15 protein-coding genes are annotated in these 16,199 nt (G+C 59.6%); 7 read left to right on the plus strand and 8 right to left on the minus strand.

Annotation, left to right across the window (positions count from 1 at the left end):
• Positions 1-248: 248 nt before the first annotated feature.
• Positions 249-1,052, plus strand: a complete 804-nt coding sequence (locus DLM46_RS14125; protein WP_115101371.1) for a YkgJ family cysteine cluster protein — start codon at positions 249-251, stop codon at positions 1,050-1,052.
• An 87-nt stretch (positions 1,053-1,139) separates the two neighbouring features.
• Here the strand turns inward: DLM46_RS14125 and DLM46_RS14130 are convergent, their stop codons facing one another.
• The 3 genes from DLM46_RS14130 to DLM46_RS14140 form a co-directional block, all read right to left on the minus strand.
• Positions 1,140-1,658 (minus strand): hypothetical protein, encoded by a 519-nt coding sequence (locus DLM46_RS14130; RefSeq protein WP_115101372.1) that lies wholly within the window; start codon positions 1,656-1,658, stop codon positions 1,140-1,142.
• Positions 1,659-1,872: 214 nt separating this feature from the next.
• On the minus strand, positions 1,873-2,352 hold the full coding sequence (locus DLM46_RS14135; protein WP_115101373.1) for a nuclear transport factor 2 family protein: 480 nt from the start codon (positions 2,350-2,352) through the stop codon (positions 1,873-1,875).
• A gap of 13 nt (positions 2,353-2,365) precedes the next feature.
• Entirely contained in the window at positions 2,366-3,022 is a 657-nt protein-coding gene (locus tag DLM46_RS14140) for a TetR/AcrR family transcriptional regulator (protein ID WP_115101374.1), read from the minus strand.
• A 120-nt stretch (positions 3,023-3,142) separates the two neighbouring features.
• On the opposite strand from DLM46_RS14140, the gene DLM46_RS14145 reads away from it, so the two are divergent.
• Positions 3,143-3,793 (plus strand): YceI family protein, encoded by a 651-nt coding sequence (locus DLM46_RS14145; RefSeq protein WP_115101375.1) that lies wholly within the window; start codon positions 3,143-3,145, stop codon positions 3,791-3,793.
• A 69-nt stretch (positions 3,794-3,862) separates the two neighbouring features.
• Here DLM46_RS14145 and tdh read toward each other — a convergent pair whose 3' ends face one another.
• On the minus strand, positions 3,863-4,894 hold the full coding sequence (gene tdh, locus DLM46_RS14150; RefSeq protein WP_115101532.1) for an L-threonine 3-dehydrogenase: 1,032 nt from the start codon (positions 4,892-4,894) through the stop codon (positions 3,863-3,865).
• Between the two features lie 13 nt (positions 4,895-4,907).
• Positions 4,908-6,107: a glycine C-acetyltransferase gene (locus tag DLM46_RS14155; protein ID WP_115101376.1), complete on the minus strand. Its 1,200-nt coding sequence runs from the start codon at positions 6,105-6,107 to the stop codon at positions 4,908-4,910.
• Between the two features lie 159 nt (positions 6,108-6,266).
• On the opposite strand from DLM46_RS14155, the gene DLM46_RS14160 reads away from it, so the two are divergent.
• The 3 genes from DLM46_RS14160 to DLM46_RS14170 all read left to right on the plus strand — a co-directional run bounded on the left by DLM46_RS14160 (position 6,267) and on the right by DLM46_RS14170 (position 8,548).
• Complete coding sequence (locus tag DLM46_RS14160) at positions 6,267-6,905, plus strand: helix-turn-helix domain-containing protein (protein WP_115101377.1); 639 nt, start codon at positions 6,267-6,269, stop codon at positions 6,903-6,905.
• A gap of 105 nt (positions 6,906-7,010) precedes the next feature.
• A complete protein-coding gene (locus tag DLM46_RS14165; RefSeq protein WP_115101378.1) occupies positions 7,011-7,409 on the plus strand; it encodes a DUF2471 family protein in 399 nt (132 codons plus the stop codon).
• A gap of 56 nt (positions 7,410-7,465) precedes the next feature.
• Positions 7,466-8,548, plus strand: a complete 1,083-nt coding sequence (locus DLM46_RS14170) for a tyrosine-type recombinase/integrase (protein WP_115101379.1) — start codon at positions 7,466-7,468, stop codon at positions 8,546-8,548.
• Between the two features lie 73 nt (positions 8,549-8,621).
• On the opposite strand, the gene DLM46_RS14175 is transcribed toward DLM46_RS14170, so the two are convergent.
• Complete coding sequence (locus tag DLM46_RS14175) at positions 8,622-9,827, minus strand: DNA-binding protein (RefSeq protein WP_115101380.1); 1,206 nt, start codon at positions 9,825-9,827, stop codon at positions 8,622-8,624.
• A gap of 2,155 nt (positions 9,828-11,982) precedes the next feature.
• Between DLM46_RS14175 and DLM46_RS14180 the strand changes: the two genes are divergently transcribed.
• Positions 11,983-13,332, plus strand: a complete 1,350-nt coding sequence (locus DLM46_RS14180) for a replication initiation protein (RefSeq protein WP_115101381.1) — start codon at positions 11,983-11,985, stop codon at positions 13,330-13,332.
• A gap of 52 nt (positions 13,333-13,384) precedes the next feature.
• Here DLM46_RS14180 and DLM46_RS14185 read toward each other — a convergent pair whose 3' ends face one another.
• Positions 13,385-14,440 (minus strand): ParB/RepB/Spo0J family partition protein, encoded by a 1,056-nt coding sequence (locus DLM46_RS14185; RefSeq protein WP_115101382.1) that lies wholly within the window; start codon positions 14,438-14,440, stop codon positions 13,385-13,387.
• A 24-nt stretch (positions 14,441-14,464) separates the two neighbouring features.
• Positions 14,465-15,127, minus strand: a complete 663-nt coding sequence (gene parA, locus DLM46_RS14190; protein ID WP_115101383.1) for a ParA family partition ATPase — start codon at positions 15,125-15,127, stop codon at positions 14,465-14,467.
• A gap of 175 nt (positions 15,128-15,302) precedes the next feature.
• Between parA and DLM46_RS39050 the strand changes: the two genes are divergently transcribed.
• Positions 15,303-15,608, plus strand: a complete 306-nt coding sequence (locus tag DLM46_RS39050) for a hypothetical protein (protein ID WP_133300337.1) — start codon at positions 15,303-15,305, stop codon at positions 15,606-15,608.
• Positions 15,609-16,199 lie beyond the last annotated feature (591 nt).

Raw genomic sequence — 16,199 nt, forward strand, 5'->3', positions numbered from 1 at the left:
CCTCACCATCCTGGAACGGCTCACCTCTCGCTGATATCGCACCGTCTCCTGGAATTCCTCACCATCCCTCTTTCGCGAACGTCCTATCCACCGCCAGAAAAATTAATCTCCTAACCCAGTGTAAGAATCGCGCCTCTGCTCCGACTAAGTCGAACGCTGTGTCTGATGGCGATAGCTCAACAATCTCCAGGCTATCGCCACAAAAGCAGACACAACCGGATGGCCCAAAAGGCAAAGGAGCTTGACGAATGAATATCGACTTCGGCTGCACCATGTGCGGCAAATGTTGTCACGACCTTCGACTACCGTTGACGGTAGCTGAAGCTATCACCTGGCTAAAGCGCGGTCACCAGGTTCAGTTATTCCTCGAGGCTATCCCGTGGCCCGAAGAGCCCGCCCACGATAACCTGATCGCGACACACAAACGGCGGCGCTCGTTTCCCGCCTTAAGCGGTTCTCTGCCTATCCGGGTCGTGGCGGTGATTGTCGCCGCGTTTGATGGCCCGTGTCCGAACCTCGGAGAAGATATGCAGTGCAGCGCTTACGAAAGCCGCCCGCTGGTATGCCGCGTCTATCCGGCGGAGATTAACCCATTCATTCCTTTGAGCCCGGACCAGAAGGCGTGTCCGCCCGAAGCGTGGATGCACGGCACCTCACCGCTACTTAGACAGGGACAAATCGTCGATGCGCAAATCGCAGCGTTGATCGCAGAGTCACGCAACACCGATGCTGCCGAAGTCGATGTAAAGGCCGCTCTCTGCGAGACACTCGGAATCGCCACCGCGGCGCTTGGCAACGAAGGCTTTGTCGTGCACTCGCCAGACGCATCCGCTCTGTTGAGCGCTCTCGAATCGGCCCGGGCGACTGTCGCGCCAATGCGCTCAGCGTCATGGCGATTCGTGTCGAATAGAAGCGCGACCGTCGACGCGCTACGTTCTGTCGATGCGGTCGCGTCGGAGACGTCGGCGTGGGAAACGGAATCGGCCGAATTCCTGGGCTTTTTTGCAGACGACTTGATGGGAAGCGCCGGGCATGTCAGTTTGCCGAACTGAAGACCCAGATGGAAAGTCGCCACTTTTTTGTCACAAAAACTGTCGTTTGAAAAAGTCGCGGCCTATTTGTGAATTGAGAACAGCCACCTAAAACTTCACCTTCGCTTGAAACCCGATCGTGAACGGAAGATGGTCCGAAGGAATCGGCGGAATCACGATGAAGTTCGCCCCAACGCGTTTGTATTCGACCATCACGATCGGCGCAACCACGGGTCCGATCGTATGATCGCGACCCAGGCCCCAGTTGCCGTAGTTGTAGCCCGAGATGATCCCGCCGATCGCCGCAATCCGGACGATGCCCCAGCGCGCGAAGTCCGGCGACCAGACGCCGCCGCCATAGTACGAAGGCCGCCGCAGCGAATTGCGAAAGCCGCCGGCGGTCAGCGCCCATCGGTTGTTGAGCCAGCATTCGACGCCAAGCCCTGGATTGAACGCTTCGAAATGGGTGTTCGGGTCGGGGTTGATGTGATACGAACCGAGCATCAGGTCGCCCCATATGCCGCCCTCGCACCAGTTGCCCCCATGCGCTGCGGACACCGCCGCAAAACTCGCGACGAGCGCCACGGCGGTGCGCCGGACATTCCTCTTTATCTGCCGAAATTGCATGTGTTCTCCGTCACCGGTCGAGCGCCGGTGTCATCCGCGTTCTGGGTATTCTTTTGCTTGCCGTCCGTCGCGCACTGTACCTCAACCCGCTTACGCGAAGTGGAGGACACGCTCGGGCGCCCGGGCACGGCACGTGCCCCGCGGCGCAAACACAACAATAACGGAGAACCGATGGCAGAGCGGTGAACGCACGGCCCGCGTTCACCTCGCGGGTTCAGAGCCCGAGGTCGGAGAGGCCGGGATGATCGTCGGGACGGCGGCCCAGGGGCCAGTGATACAAACGGTCGGATGCGCGGATCGGCAAATCGTTGATGCTCGCATGACGGCGCGCCATCAGCCCATGTTCGTCGAATTCCCAGTTTTCGTTGCCGTAAGAACGGAACCAGTTGTTCGAATCGTCATGCCATTCGTACGCGAAGCGCACCGCTATGCGGTTATCGGTAAACGCCCATAGCTCCTTGATCAACCGATAGTCGAGCTCCTTCGCCCATTTTCGGCGCAGCAGTCCGACGATCTCCGCGCGGCCGTGCGTGAACTCGGCGCGGTTGCGCCACACGCTGTCGGGCGTGTAGGCGAGCGACACGCGCTCGGGGTCGCGGGTATTCCAGCCGTCTTCCGCGGCGCGTACTTTCTGGATCGCACTTTCGCGCGTGAACGGTGGCAGCGGCGGGCGGGTTTCGATCGGGTCGGCCATGACGGCTCCTCAGTCAGGTTGCGGTTCGCCGGGATGGCGAGCGGTTGTTGGCAGATCTGCCAGCGGGTTCGATGTCGAGCAACGCTTCGGCTGCGGCGCGCGCGTCGAGCGCGGCGTCGGACTCGCCGCTCACCAGCGCGACGGCAATCGCGCCATCAAGCAAGACCAGCCATTGGCGCGACAGTCGCGCGGCGCGGCGACCGTCAATGCCGGACTCCAACGCGTATTCATCGCACTGCGTTCGCACGAAGGCCAACAGGCGTTCCTTGTGCTCACGCGCGACGATCCGGATCGGATCGTCCGCGGAGGCGATCTCGCCGGCCGCGTTCAGAAACGCACAGCCGTGAAAATCCTCCGACGCGAACCATTCGCGCAGCACGTCGAACATGCCGAGCAGGCGTTTGCGCGCGGTCTTGCCATGCCGCTGCGTGCCCGCGATGAACCAGTTCATCCAGCGTTCGTCACGCCGTTCCAGCGCTGCGGCGACGAGTGCATCTTTCGATTCGAAATGCGTGTAGAAGCTTTTGCGCGCGGTGCCGGACTGCTTGACGATCGCGTCCACGCCGGTTGCATGAATGCCGCCCGCGTAAATCAATGCTTCGGCAGCATCGAGCAGCCGTTCGCGCGCACTGCCCGGCAGCAGGGATTCAGTTTCAGTTTGCGTAGCCATGCACGGATGGTAGAACGATCATTCTCCTACGTCAAGTTTCCACGTGCGTTTGCGCGCTTTTTGCGGTCTGAGTACGCTAACTGCTATCGTGATGACGATTGGCTAACCGGGACGAACCTCATGAACAGCTCCACTGTCCGCGCAACATTGATGCGCGCGTTGCTCAGCGCAACACTGCTGGCACCGATGGCCTGTACGCCGCTGCAAGTGCTCACGCACACGGTCAGCCAGAGCGAGGCGCGGGTGCCGGCTGGCCGCTACGAACTCGATCGGGACCATTGCAGCATTACCTTCGACGTCGATCACCTAAAGTATTCGCGCTTCACGATGCGTTTCGATCGCAGGCAGGGTCAACTCGACTGGAATGAAGGCGGTCTGGACAAAAGTGCGGTAACCGTGACGATCGACGCGGCGAGCGTCGACACGAATGTGCCGGTGCTCGACAAGATGGTGACAAGCGCCAGCATGCTCGACGTGGCGCGCTTTCCGCAGTTGCGTTTTGTCAGCACGCACTTCGAGCGTACCGGCGAATCGCGCGGCACGCTGACCGGCAATCTGACGATTCGCGACGTCACGCAACCGGTCACGCTGGACGTGACCTTCAACGGTTTCGCGCCCGATCCGCTAACGAAAAAAGACACGCTCGGTTTTTCCGCAGACGGCCATTTCAGCCGCGCGAAGTTCGGTCTGTCGACGTGGTATCCGGCCGTCGGCGACGATATCCATGTGCGCATTCAGGCCGAGTTCGGTAAAACGCCCGCAGGCGCATGAGCGCGGTGCGGGCGTTTCATCTGGACTGCTGCGGTTGGGCGGCGTCGTTGTTTTAGCTTAGGTGGCAGTTCACGCAGCGGTCCAGTCGAGAATCACCTTGCCGCTCTCTCCCGAGAGCATCGTGGCGAACGCCTGTTGATAATCGTCGACCTTGAAATGGTGCGTGAGGATCGGCGACAGGTCCAGCCCGCTTTGCAGCATCGCCACCATCTTGTACCAGGTTTCAAACATCTCGCGGCCATAAATGCCCTTGATTTCGAGACCTTTGAAGATCACCTGGGTCCAGTCGATCGCGGTTTGCGCCGGCGGAATGCCGAGCAACGCGATCTTGCCACCGTGGTTCATCACTTCGAGCATGCTGGTAAAGGCGCTTGGCACCCCTGACATTTCCAGCCCCACGTCAAAACCTTCGGTCATGTGCAAATCGGCCATCACGTCGCGCAGCGATTCGCGCGATACGTTCACCGCACGCGTGGCACCCATTTTGCGCGCGAGGTCGAGCCGGTAGTCGTTGACGTCGGTAATCACAACGTTGCGCGCGCCCACGTGTTTTGCGATCGCCACCGCCATGATGCCGATCGGCCCCGCGCCGGTAATCAGCACGTCTTCGCCCACCAGGTTGAATGACAGCGCCGTATGCGTGGCGTTGCCGAATGGATCGAAGATCGCGGCGAGGTCGTCGGAAATCTCAGGCGGAATCTTGAACGCGTTGAAGGCGGGAATCACCAGATACTCGGCGAACGCGCCTTCCCGATTCACGCCGACGCCCACCGTGTTGCGGCATAGATGCCGGCGCCCCGCGCGACAGTTACGACAGAACCCGCAGGTGATATGTCCTTCACCCGACACACGGTCGCCGATCGCAAAGCCGCGCACTTCCTGGCCCATTTCGACAATTTCGCCGACGTATTCATGGCCGACGTGCATCGGTACCGGAATCGTTTTTTGCGCCCAGTCGTCCCATTTCCAGATGTGGATATCGGTGCCGCAAATCGCGGTGCGTGTGATGCGGATCATCACGTCGTTGTGGCCAACTTCGGGTTTCTCGACGTCCGTGAGCGTGAGGCCCGGTGCGCGTTCGAGTTTTGCCAATGCTTTCATGTGCGCCTCCGCTTCAGATAATGCCGAGTTGACGGCCGACGCGCGCGAATGCATCCACGGCGCGGTCGATCTGTTCGGGTGTGTGCGCGGCGCTCATCTGCGTGCGGATGCGCGCGCGGCCTTTCGGCACCACCGGAAACGAGAAGCCGATCACGTAGACACCTTCCTTCAACAACGCATCGGCCATGTTCGACGCGAGTTGCGCGTCACCGAGCATGACCGGAATGATCGGATGTTCGCCCGGTACGAGCGTGAAACCGAGCGCGCTCATCGCGCGGCGAAAATGTGCGCCGTTGTCGCGCACGCGTGCTCGCAGTTGCGCGCCTTCGTCGCTCGCCAGCAATTCGAGTACTTTCAGCGATGCGGCGGCGATGCTCGGCGTCAGCGTGTTCGAGAACAGATAGGGACGCGAGCGTTGGCGCAGCAAATCGACAACTTCCTGGCGTGCGGCGACATAGCCGCCCGATGCGCCGCCCAGCGCTTTGCCGAGCGTACCGGTAATGATGTCGACACGCGCAAGCACGCCGCAATGTTCCGGCGTACCGCGCCCGTGTTCGCCGACAAAGCCGACTGCGTGCGAGTCGTCGACCATGACCAGCGCGCCGTAGCGGTCGGCGAGATCGCAGATACCCGCGAGGTCGGCGATGATGCCGTCCATCGAAAACACGCCGTCGGTCGCGATCAGCTTGAAGCGGGCACCGGCGGCGTCGGCTTCCTGCAGTTTTGCTTCGAGATCGGCGAGATTGTTGTTCTTGTAGCGAAAGCGCTTCGCTTTGGAGAGCCGCACGCCGTCGATAATGCTGGCGTGATTCAACTCGTCGCTGATGATCGCGTCGGATTCGTCGAGCAGCGTTTCGAACAGGCCGCCATTCGCATCGAAACAACTCGAATAGAGGATGCAGTCGTCAGTTTGCAGGAACGCCGCGAGCGCTTTTTCGAGTTCCTTGTGCACGGTCTGCGTGCCGCAAATGAAGCGCACCGACGCCATGCCGAAGCCGTCTTTGTCCAACCCCTCTTTGGCGGCCTCGATCAGGCGTTCGTCATTGGCGAGGCCCAGATAGTTGTTCGCGCAGAAATTCAGCACGTCGGCGCCATTCGCGAGACGGACGTCGGCCGACTGCGGACTCGCGATCACGCGCTCGCTCTTGTAAAAACCGTCTGCGCGGATCTGCTCGAGGGTGCCGCGCAGATGGGCGAGGTAAAGGTCACGCATGAAGCAGGCTCCTGAAAGGGTGGTAGCGCCCGCGGCGAGCATCTCCGGCACTTGCGGCCACGGACGGCCTGTTATAGTCGGTGTCAGTTTTATCGGATATTTTCGTTTTTTCGAACTAAAATCCGGTATACCGAACAACTCTAAACGATAGGTCAGTAAATGGCAAGCTCGGGGACCCGCCGCGCCGCAGTCAAGCCCGCACCCAGCGCGACACCCACTTCAGGCTCGGCCTCGGTCGCGGCGATCGCAGCGCCGCCGCGCGTCGGCGAGCAGATTCAGCGTTTGCGCGCCGAACGGCGCATGACGCTCGACGACTTGTCGCGCGCGGCCGGCGTGTCGAAATCGATGCTATCGGAAATCGAGCGCGACAAGGCGAATCCGACGATTGCGGTCGCCTGGCGCCTGACTAACGCACTCGGTGTCAGTCTCGATTCACTGTTCGCGCCGCAAAAGACGCCGGAGGGGATCGCCGTGTCCGGCCCGCATGACATTCCCACTTTGAGCGGGCACGACGCAAAGTATCAGCTGCGCGTGTGGGGGCCGATCGAGTTGGCCGGCAAATTCGAGTGGTACGAGCTGACGCTGCAGGCGGGCGGGGCGCTGGTGTCGAACGCGCACGAACCGGGTACGCGCGAGCATCTGACCGTGCTGCAGGGATCGATCGAAATCGAGGCGGCCGGCGCGACGAAACGGCTGAAGGCGGCGGACACGGCGCGCTACGTCGCCGACGAGCCGCACGCGATTCGCAACGCCGGCAAAGGCGAGGCGAAAGCGCTGCTAGTGGTGATCCACGGCTGAGCGCCGGGCGCACCATTGCTGGCGGTTGGCGGAATTGGCCATTCGGTCGAGGTTGCGCGCGACACTGTATATTTGTACAGTGTAGGGCATCGATTGGAGCCGATAATGAACGACCTCACCACCGGCCATGCCGACCATGATCTGGCAGCGCTGCGCTTTCAAACTGCGGCGCGCGACCTCGAACATATCGTGCGCAATATTGCCGCGCGCTACATCGTGCAGCAGGTGCCGCTCACGTGGCGGTTGCTGCACGCGATCGAAGCTGAGGCGTTGGCGGATCTCGGCTTTGCCAGCCGCCATGACGCATTGATGCTGGGCTTGTTTCAACGGCCGTCCGACTTGCCGTATCCCGAGACGGACGAGGCGGTGGACTTCGGTATGTCGACTGCATTGCCGGCGGTGTTTGCGTTTGCGGTGTCGGCATATGAAGAGGCGTCACGGCGCGCCGCAGAAGCGGTTTCCGACGGTTCTTCGTCCAAACGGGCAAGGGCGTGGGGCGGCTGAACTGTATTTTCATCAGTTGCGACCTACAATGTGCGCAACTAACGGAAAGATAGCCTATGTCGCCTCCTCATCTGTCCGACCCAGCCGAGCGCCCGTTGCCATCTACTGATCTCTTCGATCAGGAACGCGAAGACTGGCGCCGCGACCCGCAAATAGCCTTTGACGCCTGGCTCGCCAAACAGCATTTCAGGCGTTCGTCCGCGGAAGTCTATCAAGCGCAATGGGGGTCGTTCCTCGATTGGCTTGCGCTTCGCCACAAGAGCCTCGTCACAGTCGACACGCAGACGATCGCCGAGTTCGTTGCCGGGCTGGCGATAAAAAAAACACAACGGGTCAGGTATTTACGCCTTATTGAACGGGTGCTGGACCACGTTCGCGAGGTCGAGTCCGCGTCGACCAATCCTGCACGCTTCATCGCTCAAGACGGTGAAGCCGCGTGGCGAAATGCGCGCGATAACGAGCCAACCGGTTTTCTCAGCCATCCTGAACGTGCCGCACTGATCGCGCATCTGTTTTCGCCTTTGACCGCTTTGTCCGCTGCACAACGCTGGAGAGAGCGGCGCGATCGTGCGTTGATTGCGGTATTTCTCGGTGGCGGATTGAAGACGGGCGAAGCCGCTGCATTAACGATTAGTTGCGTGAGTGCGGGTTCGCCGTGGGTCACGATCGAGTCGGCGAATCCGACGCTGACGCGCCGTACCCGGCTTGCGCCGTTCGCGGTTGCAATCCTCGACGCATGGCTCGCTGAGCGGCGGCTCTCTGACCTGGCCGGCAACCTGGTTTTTCCCGCTTCACCTTCAGGACGGCCGATGCATAAGGCAACAATGTTGCGCGCAGTCGACGCGCTGATCGACGCCGCCGGAATCGCCGCGTCCAGAACATCGCGCGCGAGTCCGCAAACGTTGCGCAATACCTTCGCTGCGGATCTGTTCGAAAGCGGTGTCGAAGCTGAGTTGGTCGGGCAATGGCTGGGATTTGTACAGGCGGTGTCTGCGAACCGGTTGTATCGCGCTTGGCAGACATGGGCGGATCAGCAGGATCCACCCGTCACCGACGCGCCGGATCCTGCCGCGCCGCCACTATCCGCACCTAGGCAGGACGGGCGTTCGACGAGGAAAGCAGGAGCAGGTGAGTCCTGAAAATCCTCACGTCCGAGGTCCCGAATTTCCTCACCTTTGGCAATTTATCCACTATTGCACCCGCGTCGAACCGTCACGGCGACGCGGCTATCGATCCTTTCGACAAAAACCGGCTAACCGCCTCCAGACGGGACCCGCGGGGCCCGGACGAGTGGTCGCACTCCGGACACTGCAATTCGTAGCGGTGATCCGCTTGCGATAGCTCGGGCTCACCCTCTTCGCATTTCGGGCATCGCAGCGGCAGCGTGACATGACCGTCGGCCGCCGTGCCGATCACCGCCAACTCGTCAGTTGTAAGCCGGCCGGCTTCGACGAGCGAGCACAGCAGGCCGGCGACTGCGGGATCCATGCCTTGCTGGCCGCGCAAGTCGGCGATTTCTTTCGTCAAAGCATCCAGTTCGTCGGACTGCTCGCGCAATTGCGCGTCCAATCGATCGCCACGTGCCTTGGCTGCGGCGATTTGCTGGATGAAATCGAATTCCTTGCGACTTGCGTCGCGTACTCCCGACTGGTAAGTCGCCGCCATGCTGCGCAAGGAATCCAGTTCGACCAGCATCGGCTTGACGCGCCGCTCTGCCTCGGTGACCGCGTCTTTGATCTGTTGTGCATAGTGTTCGGTGCTTTGGCGCAATTCGACATGTAACGCATCGATCCGGTCGCGAAGCGTCGCGCTGGTTGACTGCTCGCTGTCCAGACGCTGGCGAAGCGCTTCATTTTCACGCTCGAGTCGTTGCACAGCTGCCTGTAAGCCGTCGTGATGGGCAACGCCGTGCGTGGCGGCGCTGGACAGCTCGGCTTCAAGCGCCCGAACTCGCTCCCACGCCACATCGGCTCGCAGTTCGCCACGTTGGACCGCTTCTTCCGACGCGTCGCGGCGAATCTCCGCTTCTCGTGTGCGCTGGTCGGCAGCGGCAATTTGTGCACGAATTTCCTCACGCTCCTCGTCGAGGGTCGATCGGGCATGGGCGATAGCTTCTTCGAAGAGGGCTCCCAACAGTTCGCCTGCCCTGTCTTCCAGTGCTTTGGGAATAGCACCGGCGCCGACTTTTACGCGCGACACATTTCTGATGCGCTCCCAAAAGCTATCTATGTCTTTGGGAATGTCGCTCGCACTGCCTGTTTGCGTCAGGTCGCGGACGGCAGCCATCGACGGACGAATTCCAAGATCAAAAAAAAGTCGCTTGCAGGCATGAAGCGATAGTTCCTGGCGCCGAGCGCCGCTTACCCGCATTGCTTCAAGCTCGTCACGTATAGCTCGACGTTCTTCGTCCAGATTCATTTATTTACACCTCGATGTCGCTCGAATCGGATGAATCATAACAATTTACGTATTGTTTGATACATATTTGTGCATGTCGGCTAAGTCCGAGTGAAACGAGGTGCTTTACCAGCGCGGATAGGTCAACGGATCGGGGCAGGGCTTCTTTTTTCGTGAAACAAAACTAAGAGTAGCCAATAAGCTATTGTAAAGAAAGAAGTTTCAGGGCTTCTTCAATGATCGCGCACTGTTTCACGGCCGCTAGCGGATGGCTTGATGGTGGGAAGGGCCTTGTCCGAAGGACACGCGGGGAAAATCTAGAGAGTAATAAAAGTAAACACCCTTGAACCCATGTTAAAAACGTTAACGCCACCGCAAAGCCTTACCTGGCATGGCTTCCAGCCTGTAAAGGTGAAGCTTTGCGGGAGTGGTGGTGAGGTTCTGCGGGAGTGTTGAGTGATGGGGTTCGGGGACGTCGGTGAGCGGGTCCGGGACAGGACGTGAGCGGGTTCAGGAGCCGCTACAAAAGTGGAGTTCAGCCAAAGGTGAGGTTTTGCGGGACCTGACGGGCGCAGATCACCCGGCAGCGCTCGAAAGTGTGTCTGAGGTGCGGCTGTGCTCGAGGTGAGAGCGTTCGGGACCACTCTGAACCCTATTTTTAAGCCTTATTTGGACCCTTCGAATCCCATTGGTGAGCCAAGACGGGACAAAACGCGAACCGCAGGTGAGATTTTTCGGGAGCACGGGGGCGTTTTTGCCTCAAATCTGAGCACGCGGGCGGCTAAGGTGAGTGTTTGCGGGAGGCTTGCTGCGTTTTGGGCGGAAATCGGCCGGCGCCGTTGGTGGAATCGACAGTGACCTTTTGGCAAAGGTGAGCGAATTCGGGAGACAAGGGTTGGGGCGATCAGGGTGTCAAAAATTAGCCGGTTTTGCGTCAAAGGTGAGGTTTTTCAGGAGCACTTTTAGGTGCTTGTGATTGTTAAGGTGAGGAAATACGGGACCAAAATCGACGTCCCTGCCCGGAAATGCGCTACAGGCGTTGTCGGACGCGGTTGGGTTTTGCCGCTGCTGAATTCGAATGGTGAGGTTTTTCAGGACCGTTCAGGCAGCACTCAGTGGCAGCGGGATTCATGGAAAAACTGCGGAAGGTGAGGAAATTCGGGAGTGGATGATTGCATCGCTGGCCGAGTGACGTGGCTAAGTGGCTGAATATATGGATAAATTTCTCCTCATCGGGCAATGGTGAGGGTTTTCGGGAGGTGCGTGGCGTGTCGCGGATCAACCGGAGTTGCACCCAATGGTGAGGTTTTTCGGGAGCATCTAACGCTGCTTATGCCGGCTGCCAGGCCCGAGGGCCGCGCCAATTCGAGCGTTGAACAGGCTGAAAGGTGAGCTTTTTCGGGTGAACCTGTCTTGCACTCCCTCTCGAGCATCGATAAGGGGGAACGCTTGCCGGTTACTTCATCGCCCTTTGCCCGGTTACGCATGTTGCGGTGCGTGCCGCGGAGACTCGCCGTGCCGTCGACGGTCTATGCGACGACGATGTTCGCTCGTGCGCCGCGTTCTTTATTTGGAGAGGTACGGTACGCAGCGGTCGATTGAGTAGACGCCGGCACCGGCGTCAGCCACAGCTGCGCCAAAGTGGCGCGGGACCGGGGAGCACGGGTCTTTCAGTGGGGGCGTATGCCATCCAGTTCTCCAGTTCACTTCGACCCGTACGCGACGGTAGTCCAAACCACTGGCATCGCTCGTGACAAAGCTGAGTGTCGCCGTCGACTCCTGGGCTGATGCCAAACGTGTGCCTTGGCTCTTCCCTGCACTGCCCCGCAATGCGAGGACGAGGCACAAAACTTCCGTTGCGTTAATTCGACGCGAACTCACCCCACACGCAACGTGCCGACAGTCAAAATTCCTGAGATTTTTTTAAGGTGAGCAGATACGGGATCGAAAGCTTCCCGTTCGCGGCAGGTCCAGAATGGGTCGATATTTCCAGATGCCGCGACCTGCAAGGATGCCCCGAACCTGGTGCGAAACGCTTGAGGTGAGGGTTTTCGGGAGTTGCTCGAGGTGAGTTGCGGTTCGTAAGCTCACTTCACCAGGAACGGTGAGACTCACGCTATAGACGTGTATCACCGCAGCCGGTATGCTCTCGCCAAATCCCTCCTCGACCCGACGCATGGCCACGAAGCGCGCGAAGAAGACTGACGTAGTGAGCCCGAGTTCGGCCGAGTTGCGAAAGGCCGTCGAGGCGATCGCCATTCAGCCCAAGAGCGGCAAAATCACGCTCCTCACCCGTAAGCTGTTCAACGTGCTCCTCGCCGTCGCTCAGCAGGCGGATGAGTCCGGCGATACTTATCGGGCCTTGCTGTCCGACATCGTCGCCAATTCGGCGTTCGACTCAAATGACACCGCGCTCGTGAAGGAGCACTTGCGGCGCATGGTGTCGGTGCAGGTCGAATGGAGTACCGGCACGTCAAGTCAGAAGCCGGGCCGAAAATGGGGTATCTCCACGCTGATCGCCGACGCCGAAATTCTCGAAGACCCCACCACACGCCGCGTGTGGGTCGAGTTTTCGTTTGCGCCGAAGATCAAGAAGAAGCTGCTCGACCCGGTTCAGTACGCACGCTTGAGTCTGCAATTCCAGAGCCAGTTGCGCAGCAGCGCGGGCCTTGCGCTCTACGAAATCTGCGTGCGCTACCTGACGAACCCGAGCCATCTGACGATGCGCGAATCGTGGGATTGGTGGCGCCCGATCCTCTCCGGCACACCGGACACGGAAGCCGGCGACGAAGCGAAACGCGAGTACAAGTATTTCAAACGCGATTACCTGCGTCCGGCAATCGCCGAAGTGAACGCGGTCACCAACATCTTTGTCGAGTTGATCGAACACCGCGAAGGGCGGCGGGTCGCCGAGATCCAGTTCCGCGTGACGGAGCGCAAGCAGCCGATGCTTGCGCTCGACGAACATCCGAACGTGTTCGACAGCACGCTGGTCGACCGGATGGTGAAGATCGGTATCCCGCTGAAGGAAGCGCAAACGCTATACGCCGATAGCGAGGAAAATCGTATTCGCTCAGCTTTGCAAATGACTGAGCAACGCATGCGCAGCACGTCGTTGCCGCCGGTGCGCAGCGCGCCGGCGCTGTTCAAGGATGCGTTGAAGAAAGGCTATGCGCCGCCGGTCGAGGCGTTGCCGTCCGTCGGCGGGGGCAAGGCGGTGGTGGCTGCGCCGGCAGACGATCTGAAAGCCCGTCTGCTTGGCGAGTACTCGGCGTATCGCCGAAAGGAAGCGCGCGAGCTGTACGACGAACAAGGTGAGTCCGAGCGGCAGATCGCGCGGCAGTCGTTTGAAGAAGATGAATTGCCGGGGCTCGGCACGCATATGCGAGACGACTGGCGTCGGCGCGGACTGGATTCGAAGATTGTCGACACCGCGTTCTTCGACTGGCTGGCTCGCAAGACGTGGGGCGAGCCCACCGACGGCGATCTGCTCGCCTTCACGCTGAGCCAATCGCGCGCGGCGTAATCCTCCGGAGGACGGCGGCAATGCTTCAACGCCGCCGTAACCTGCTCTTCTTTTATTTCAGCATCTGTTCAATCTGACGAAGGATGTCGTCGCGCTTTTCGCGTGAAAGACCCTTGAGGCGCAGTTCGATTCGATCGTCGCCATACGATTTCAGATCGCCGACCGAAACACCCCCGAGCTTGATTTCCAGACGCTGCGCATAGCGCTGCCGGCCCGCCGGTTTCGCGCTTTCCTGCGCGCTTGCTCTGCCCTTCACGATATCGGCGACTTGCCGCGTGCTCAGATCGTCCGAGAGGATTTTGTTGATCAGACGCAGCGTCGCGTCGGCACCGCGGGCGGTGTGATAGCGGCCCACCTGGTAGGCCATGTTCGAGCCGAACCGGTCTGGCCTCGCGACCATCTCGTGCATCACGACCTCAGGCAGCTTCGCAATCGACAGGGCAACGGCAACGGTCGACTCATCGAGTCCAAGGTGTTCTGCGAGTTCTTTCTGGCTCTGGAAATGCCGATCTTCCAGAAAGCGTTTCCAGACGACAGCGTTGTCGAATACCGTCTGCGAATCGCGTTGGACATTGAGGTCGTAGCCGAGTTTGTAGCTTTGAATGCCGATCGGCAGATCAATGACGATCGCCTTCACCGATTCCTTGTTCGCTTCCTTCAACGCCCGGACGCGCCGGCCGCCATCGCTGACAAAGTACGTGCCGGGATTGTCGTAATCAGGAATGACATGAATGGCCTGTTGCTGTCCCTGCTTGGCGAGATTGACGGCGAGTTCGGCAATCGACGATTTCAGATAGAAATGCCGGGGATTGAACGGACTCGGCTTGATCGCCTTGAGCGGGAGATCGATGACCTGGCCCGGCAGGTAGCCGTGTTCGATGCGCCACGCGCGGTAGGCCGCTGACTCATTTGAGGTATCAAGCGAATCGGCTTCCGCGACGACCTGAGGCATCACGGGCGGGTTCACGCGGCTCGGGACATTGTTGCTGTTGGGGCCATTCTTAACCAGACCGTCGATCGCATTCAGGCGGTCGAGGGCGGTTCGCTTTTCGCTGCTGGTCGTATCAGGACGTGCTTGAAAGCCTTTGGCGAATTGGGAGGGTTTCATTCAGGGTCCTTTATGCGCATAAATTCACGGAAGCAAGGCGGCGATTTCGTTGGCACACGCCCGTATTTCGATGCCGGCGAGCTTGGCGCCGCGATCGTTCATCTGAAGCACGGTCTGCCCTAACGCCATCGCCTGCTTGTACGCTTCGCGGGTCGGGATTTGGGTTTTGAGTAGCGGGAATCCCAACTCTTCCAACGCGCGCTTCAGTTCACGCGTTAGCATCCGCTTCTCTTCGGTCTTATTGAGCAGGAAGACTGCGCGCAGGTCCTCGTTCATCACCTGGGCTTGCTGGACGAGTTTGACCAGGCCGACGCTCGACCAATAGTCAGCAGGCGACGACGAGGTCGGGATAACCGCGACGCTCGCTGCGAGCAATACAACACCGGATACTTTCTCGGTAATGGACGGCGGGCAGTCGACCACGATGATGTCGTAGTCACTGACGAACTTCTTGATCTCGCGATGGATTTGGCTTCCCGCTTCGGAGAGATTGACGACAGGAAACGGGATGCCGGATTCGCCATCGGATGAGGCACTCGCCCAATGGATCAGGGTGTTTTGACCATCTGCGTCGACGACGAGGACGCGTTTGCCTTTCTCATGGAATGCAGCGCCGAGGTGCATCGCGATTGTGCTCTTCCCGACCCCGCCCTTTTGCTGAGTTACCGCGATGATTTCTGCAGCCAATCTTCACCTCCTCTTTTTAGACGCAGATGGATTTTACCTGGATGAATTCGCATTTCAATCGTTTTTGTGTAAACACACGAAGGATTAGCCATCCGGGATAGGTTTATGCGCATAAAGGATGGCGGCGTCGAAGTAGTCGTGTGAACACTGTGAGGAGAGGTGGATGAGATGAGCCGTGCTCACTCTCCTGGAATACTCCGGAGGTGTCCGTTTTTTGCGTTTGTTTGACTCTGCACGTAGCTGGAATGTCCGTGACGTTTTTGGGTCAGCGATTCGATCGGACGACGGGCAGATCTTTATGCGCATAAAGGTACCTTCCGAAACCACCTTGGACGGCAATGTATTGCGCACGACCGCCCGATGTATCGTCTCGGTGACGATGCCACACATCGATGATGTGCTGATGGAGGCAGCAGAGTCGCTGTTCGCCCATGCCGAGCAGGCCAGATTCCCCGGCCTGAGAGATACCGGCGGCACGTAAGATAGGGCACGCGCCAATTAAGAGACTCGCGCGAAAAGTCCACGCTTTATGCGCATAAAGCCGATGCACTTCCCCGCAGCGCAAGCAGGCGTTTCTACACCACCTCTCATGCACTGTGCCTCACCTTCACCCTGTCATCGGACGCGGGAAGCGGGCATCGGTTTGTGTCCCTGTCACGTGCTCGCGTTGAGCAAGACAATCCGTCTCCCATTGGCACCATCGGCAAGTTGCAGGCAATGCGAAGCGTCGCCGATAGGTCTGACGCGCGCATTGTCCTGACCTCAAGCCCGGCGCGGCATTCTCGACCAGGGGGTAATTGCAAAGTGCAATCTGCCCTTTTAATAGTTCACTGCCGCCCGGTTTTCCCGCGCCGTGTCGCTAACCGCTTTCCGGCAACTTCACGTACCGAGCCCTGAGCCCCGGGCACCGGGCACCGAGAATTGAAACCCCCACTGCTGTCGACCCGCACACCGTTCCCGACGCGACTCATCAAGTCGTCATCAAAACGCAGCCATTCGCACTGGATGAAGAGAAATAAATCGAACAGAAAATATAGCGTCAAGGTGACCGGGGGCGATCCGCATTTGTCAC

Origin of the sequence: Paraburkholderia lacunae (assembly GCF_003353175.1) — a bacterium.
GTDB lineage: Bacteria > Pseudomonadota > Gammaproteobacteria > Burkholderiales > Burkholderiaceae > Paraburkholderia > Paraburkholderia lacunae.

Coding starts and splice junctions, on each gene's coding strand:
- DLM46_RS14170 (WP_115101379.1), top strand. CDS start 7,466: ATGTCGCCTCCTCATCTGTCCGACCCAGCCGAGCGCCCGTTGCCATCT.
- DLM46_RS14160 (WP_115101377.1), top strand. CDS start 6,267: ATGGCAAGCTCGGGGACCCGCCGCGCCGCAGTCAAGCCCGCACCCAGC.
- DLM46_RS14175 (WP_115101380.1), bottom strand. CDS start 9,827: ATGAATCTGGACGAAGAACGTCGAGCTATACGTGACGAGCTTGAAGCA.
- DLM46_RS14125 (WP_115101371.1), top strand. CDS start 249: ATGAATATCGACTTCGGCTGCACCATGTGCGGCAAATGTTGTCACGAC.
- DLM46_RS14155 (WP_115101376.1), bottom strand. CDS start 6,107: ATGCGTGACCTTTACCTCGCCCATCTGCGCGGCACCCTCGAGCAGATC.
- DLM46_RS14145 (WP_115101375.1), top strand. CDS start 3,143: ATGAACAGCTCCACTGTCCGCGCAACATTGATGCGCGCGTTGCTCAGC.
- DLM46_RS14140 (WP_115101374.1), bottom strand. CDS start 3,022: ATGGCTACGCAAACTGAAACTGAATCCCTGCTGCCGGGCAGTGCGCGC.
- DLM46_RS14130 (WP_115101372.1), bottom strand. CDS start 1,658: ATGCAATTTCGGCAGATAAAGAGGAATGTCCGGCGCACCGCCGTGGCG.
- DLM46_RS14185 (WP_115101382.1), bottom strand. CDS start 14,440: ATGAAACCCTCCCAATTCGCCAAAGGCTTTCAAGCACGTCCTGATACG.
- tdh (WP_115101532.1), bottom strand. CDS start 4,894: ATGAAAGCATTGGCAAAACTCGAACGCGCACCGGGCCTCACGCTCACG.
- DLM46_RS14180 (WP_115101381.1), top strand. CDS start 11,983: ATGGCCACGAAGCGCGCGAAGAAGACTGACGTAGTGAGCCCGAGTTCG.
- DLM46_RS14165 (WP_115101378.1), top strand. CDS start 7,011: ATGAACGACCTCACCACCGGCCATGCCGACCATGATCTGGCAGCGCTG.
- DLM46_RS14135 (WP_115101373.1), bottom strand. CDS start 2,352: ATGGCCGACCCGATCGAAACCCGCCCGCCGCTGCCACCGTTCACGCGC.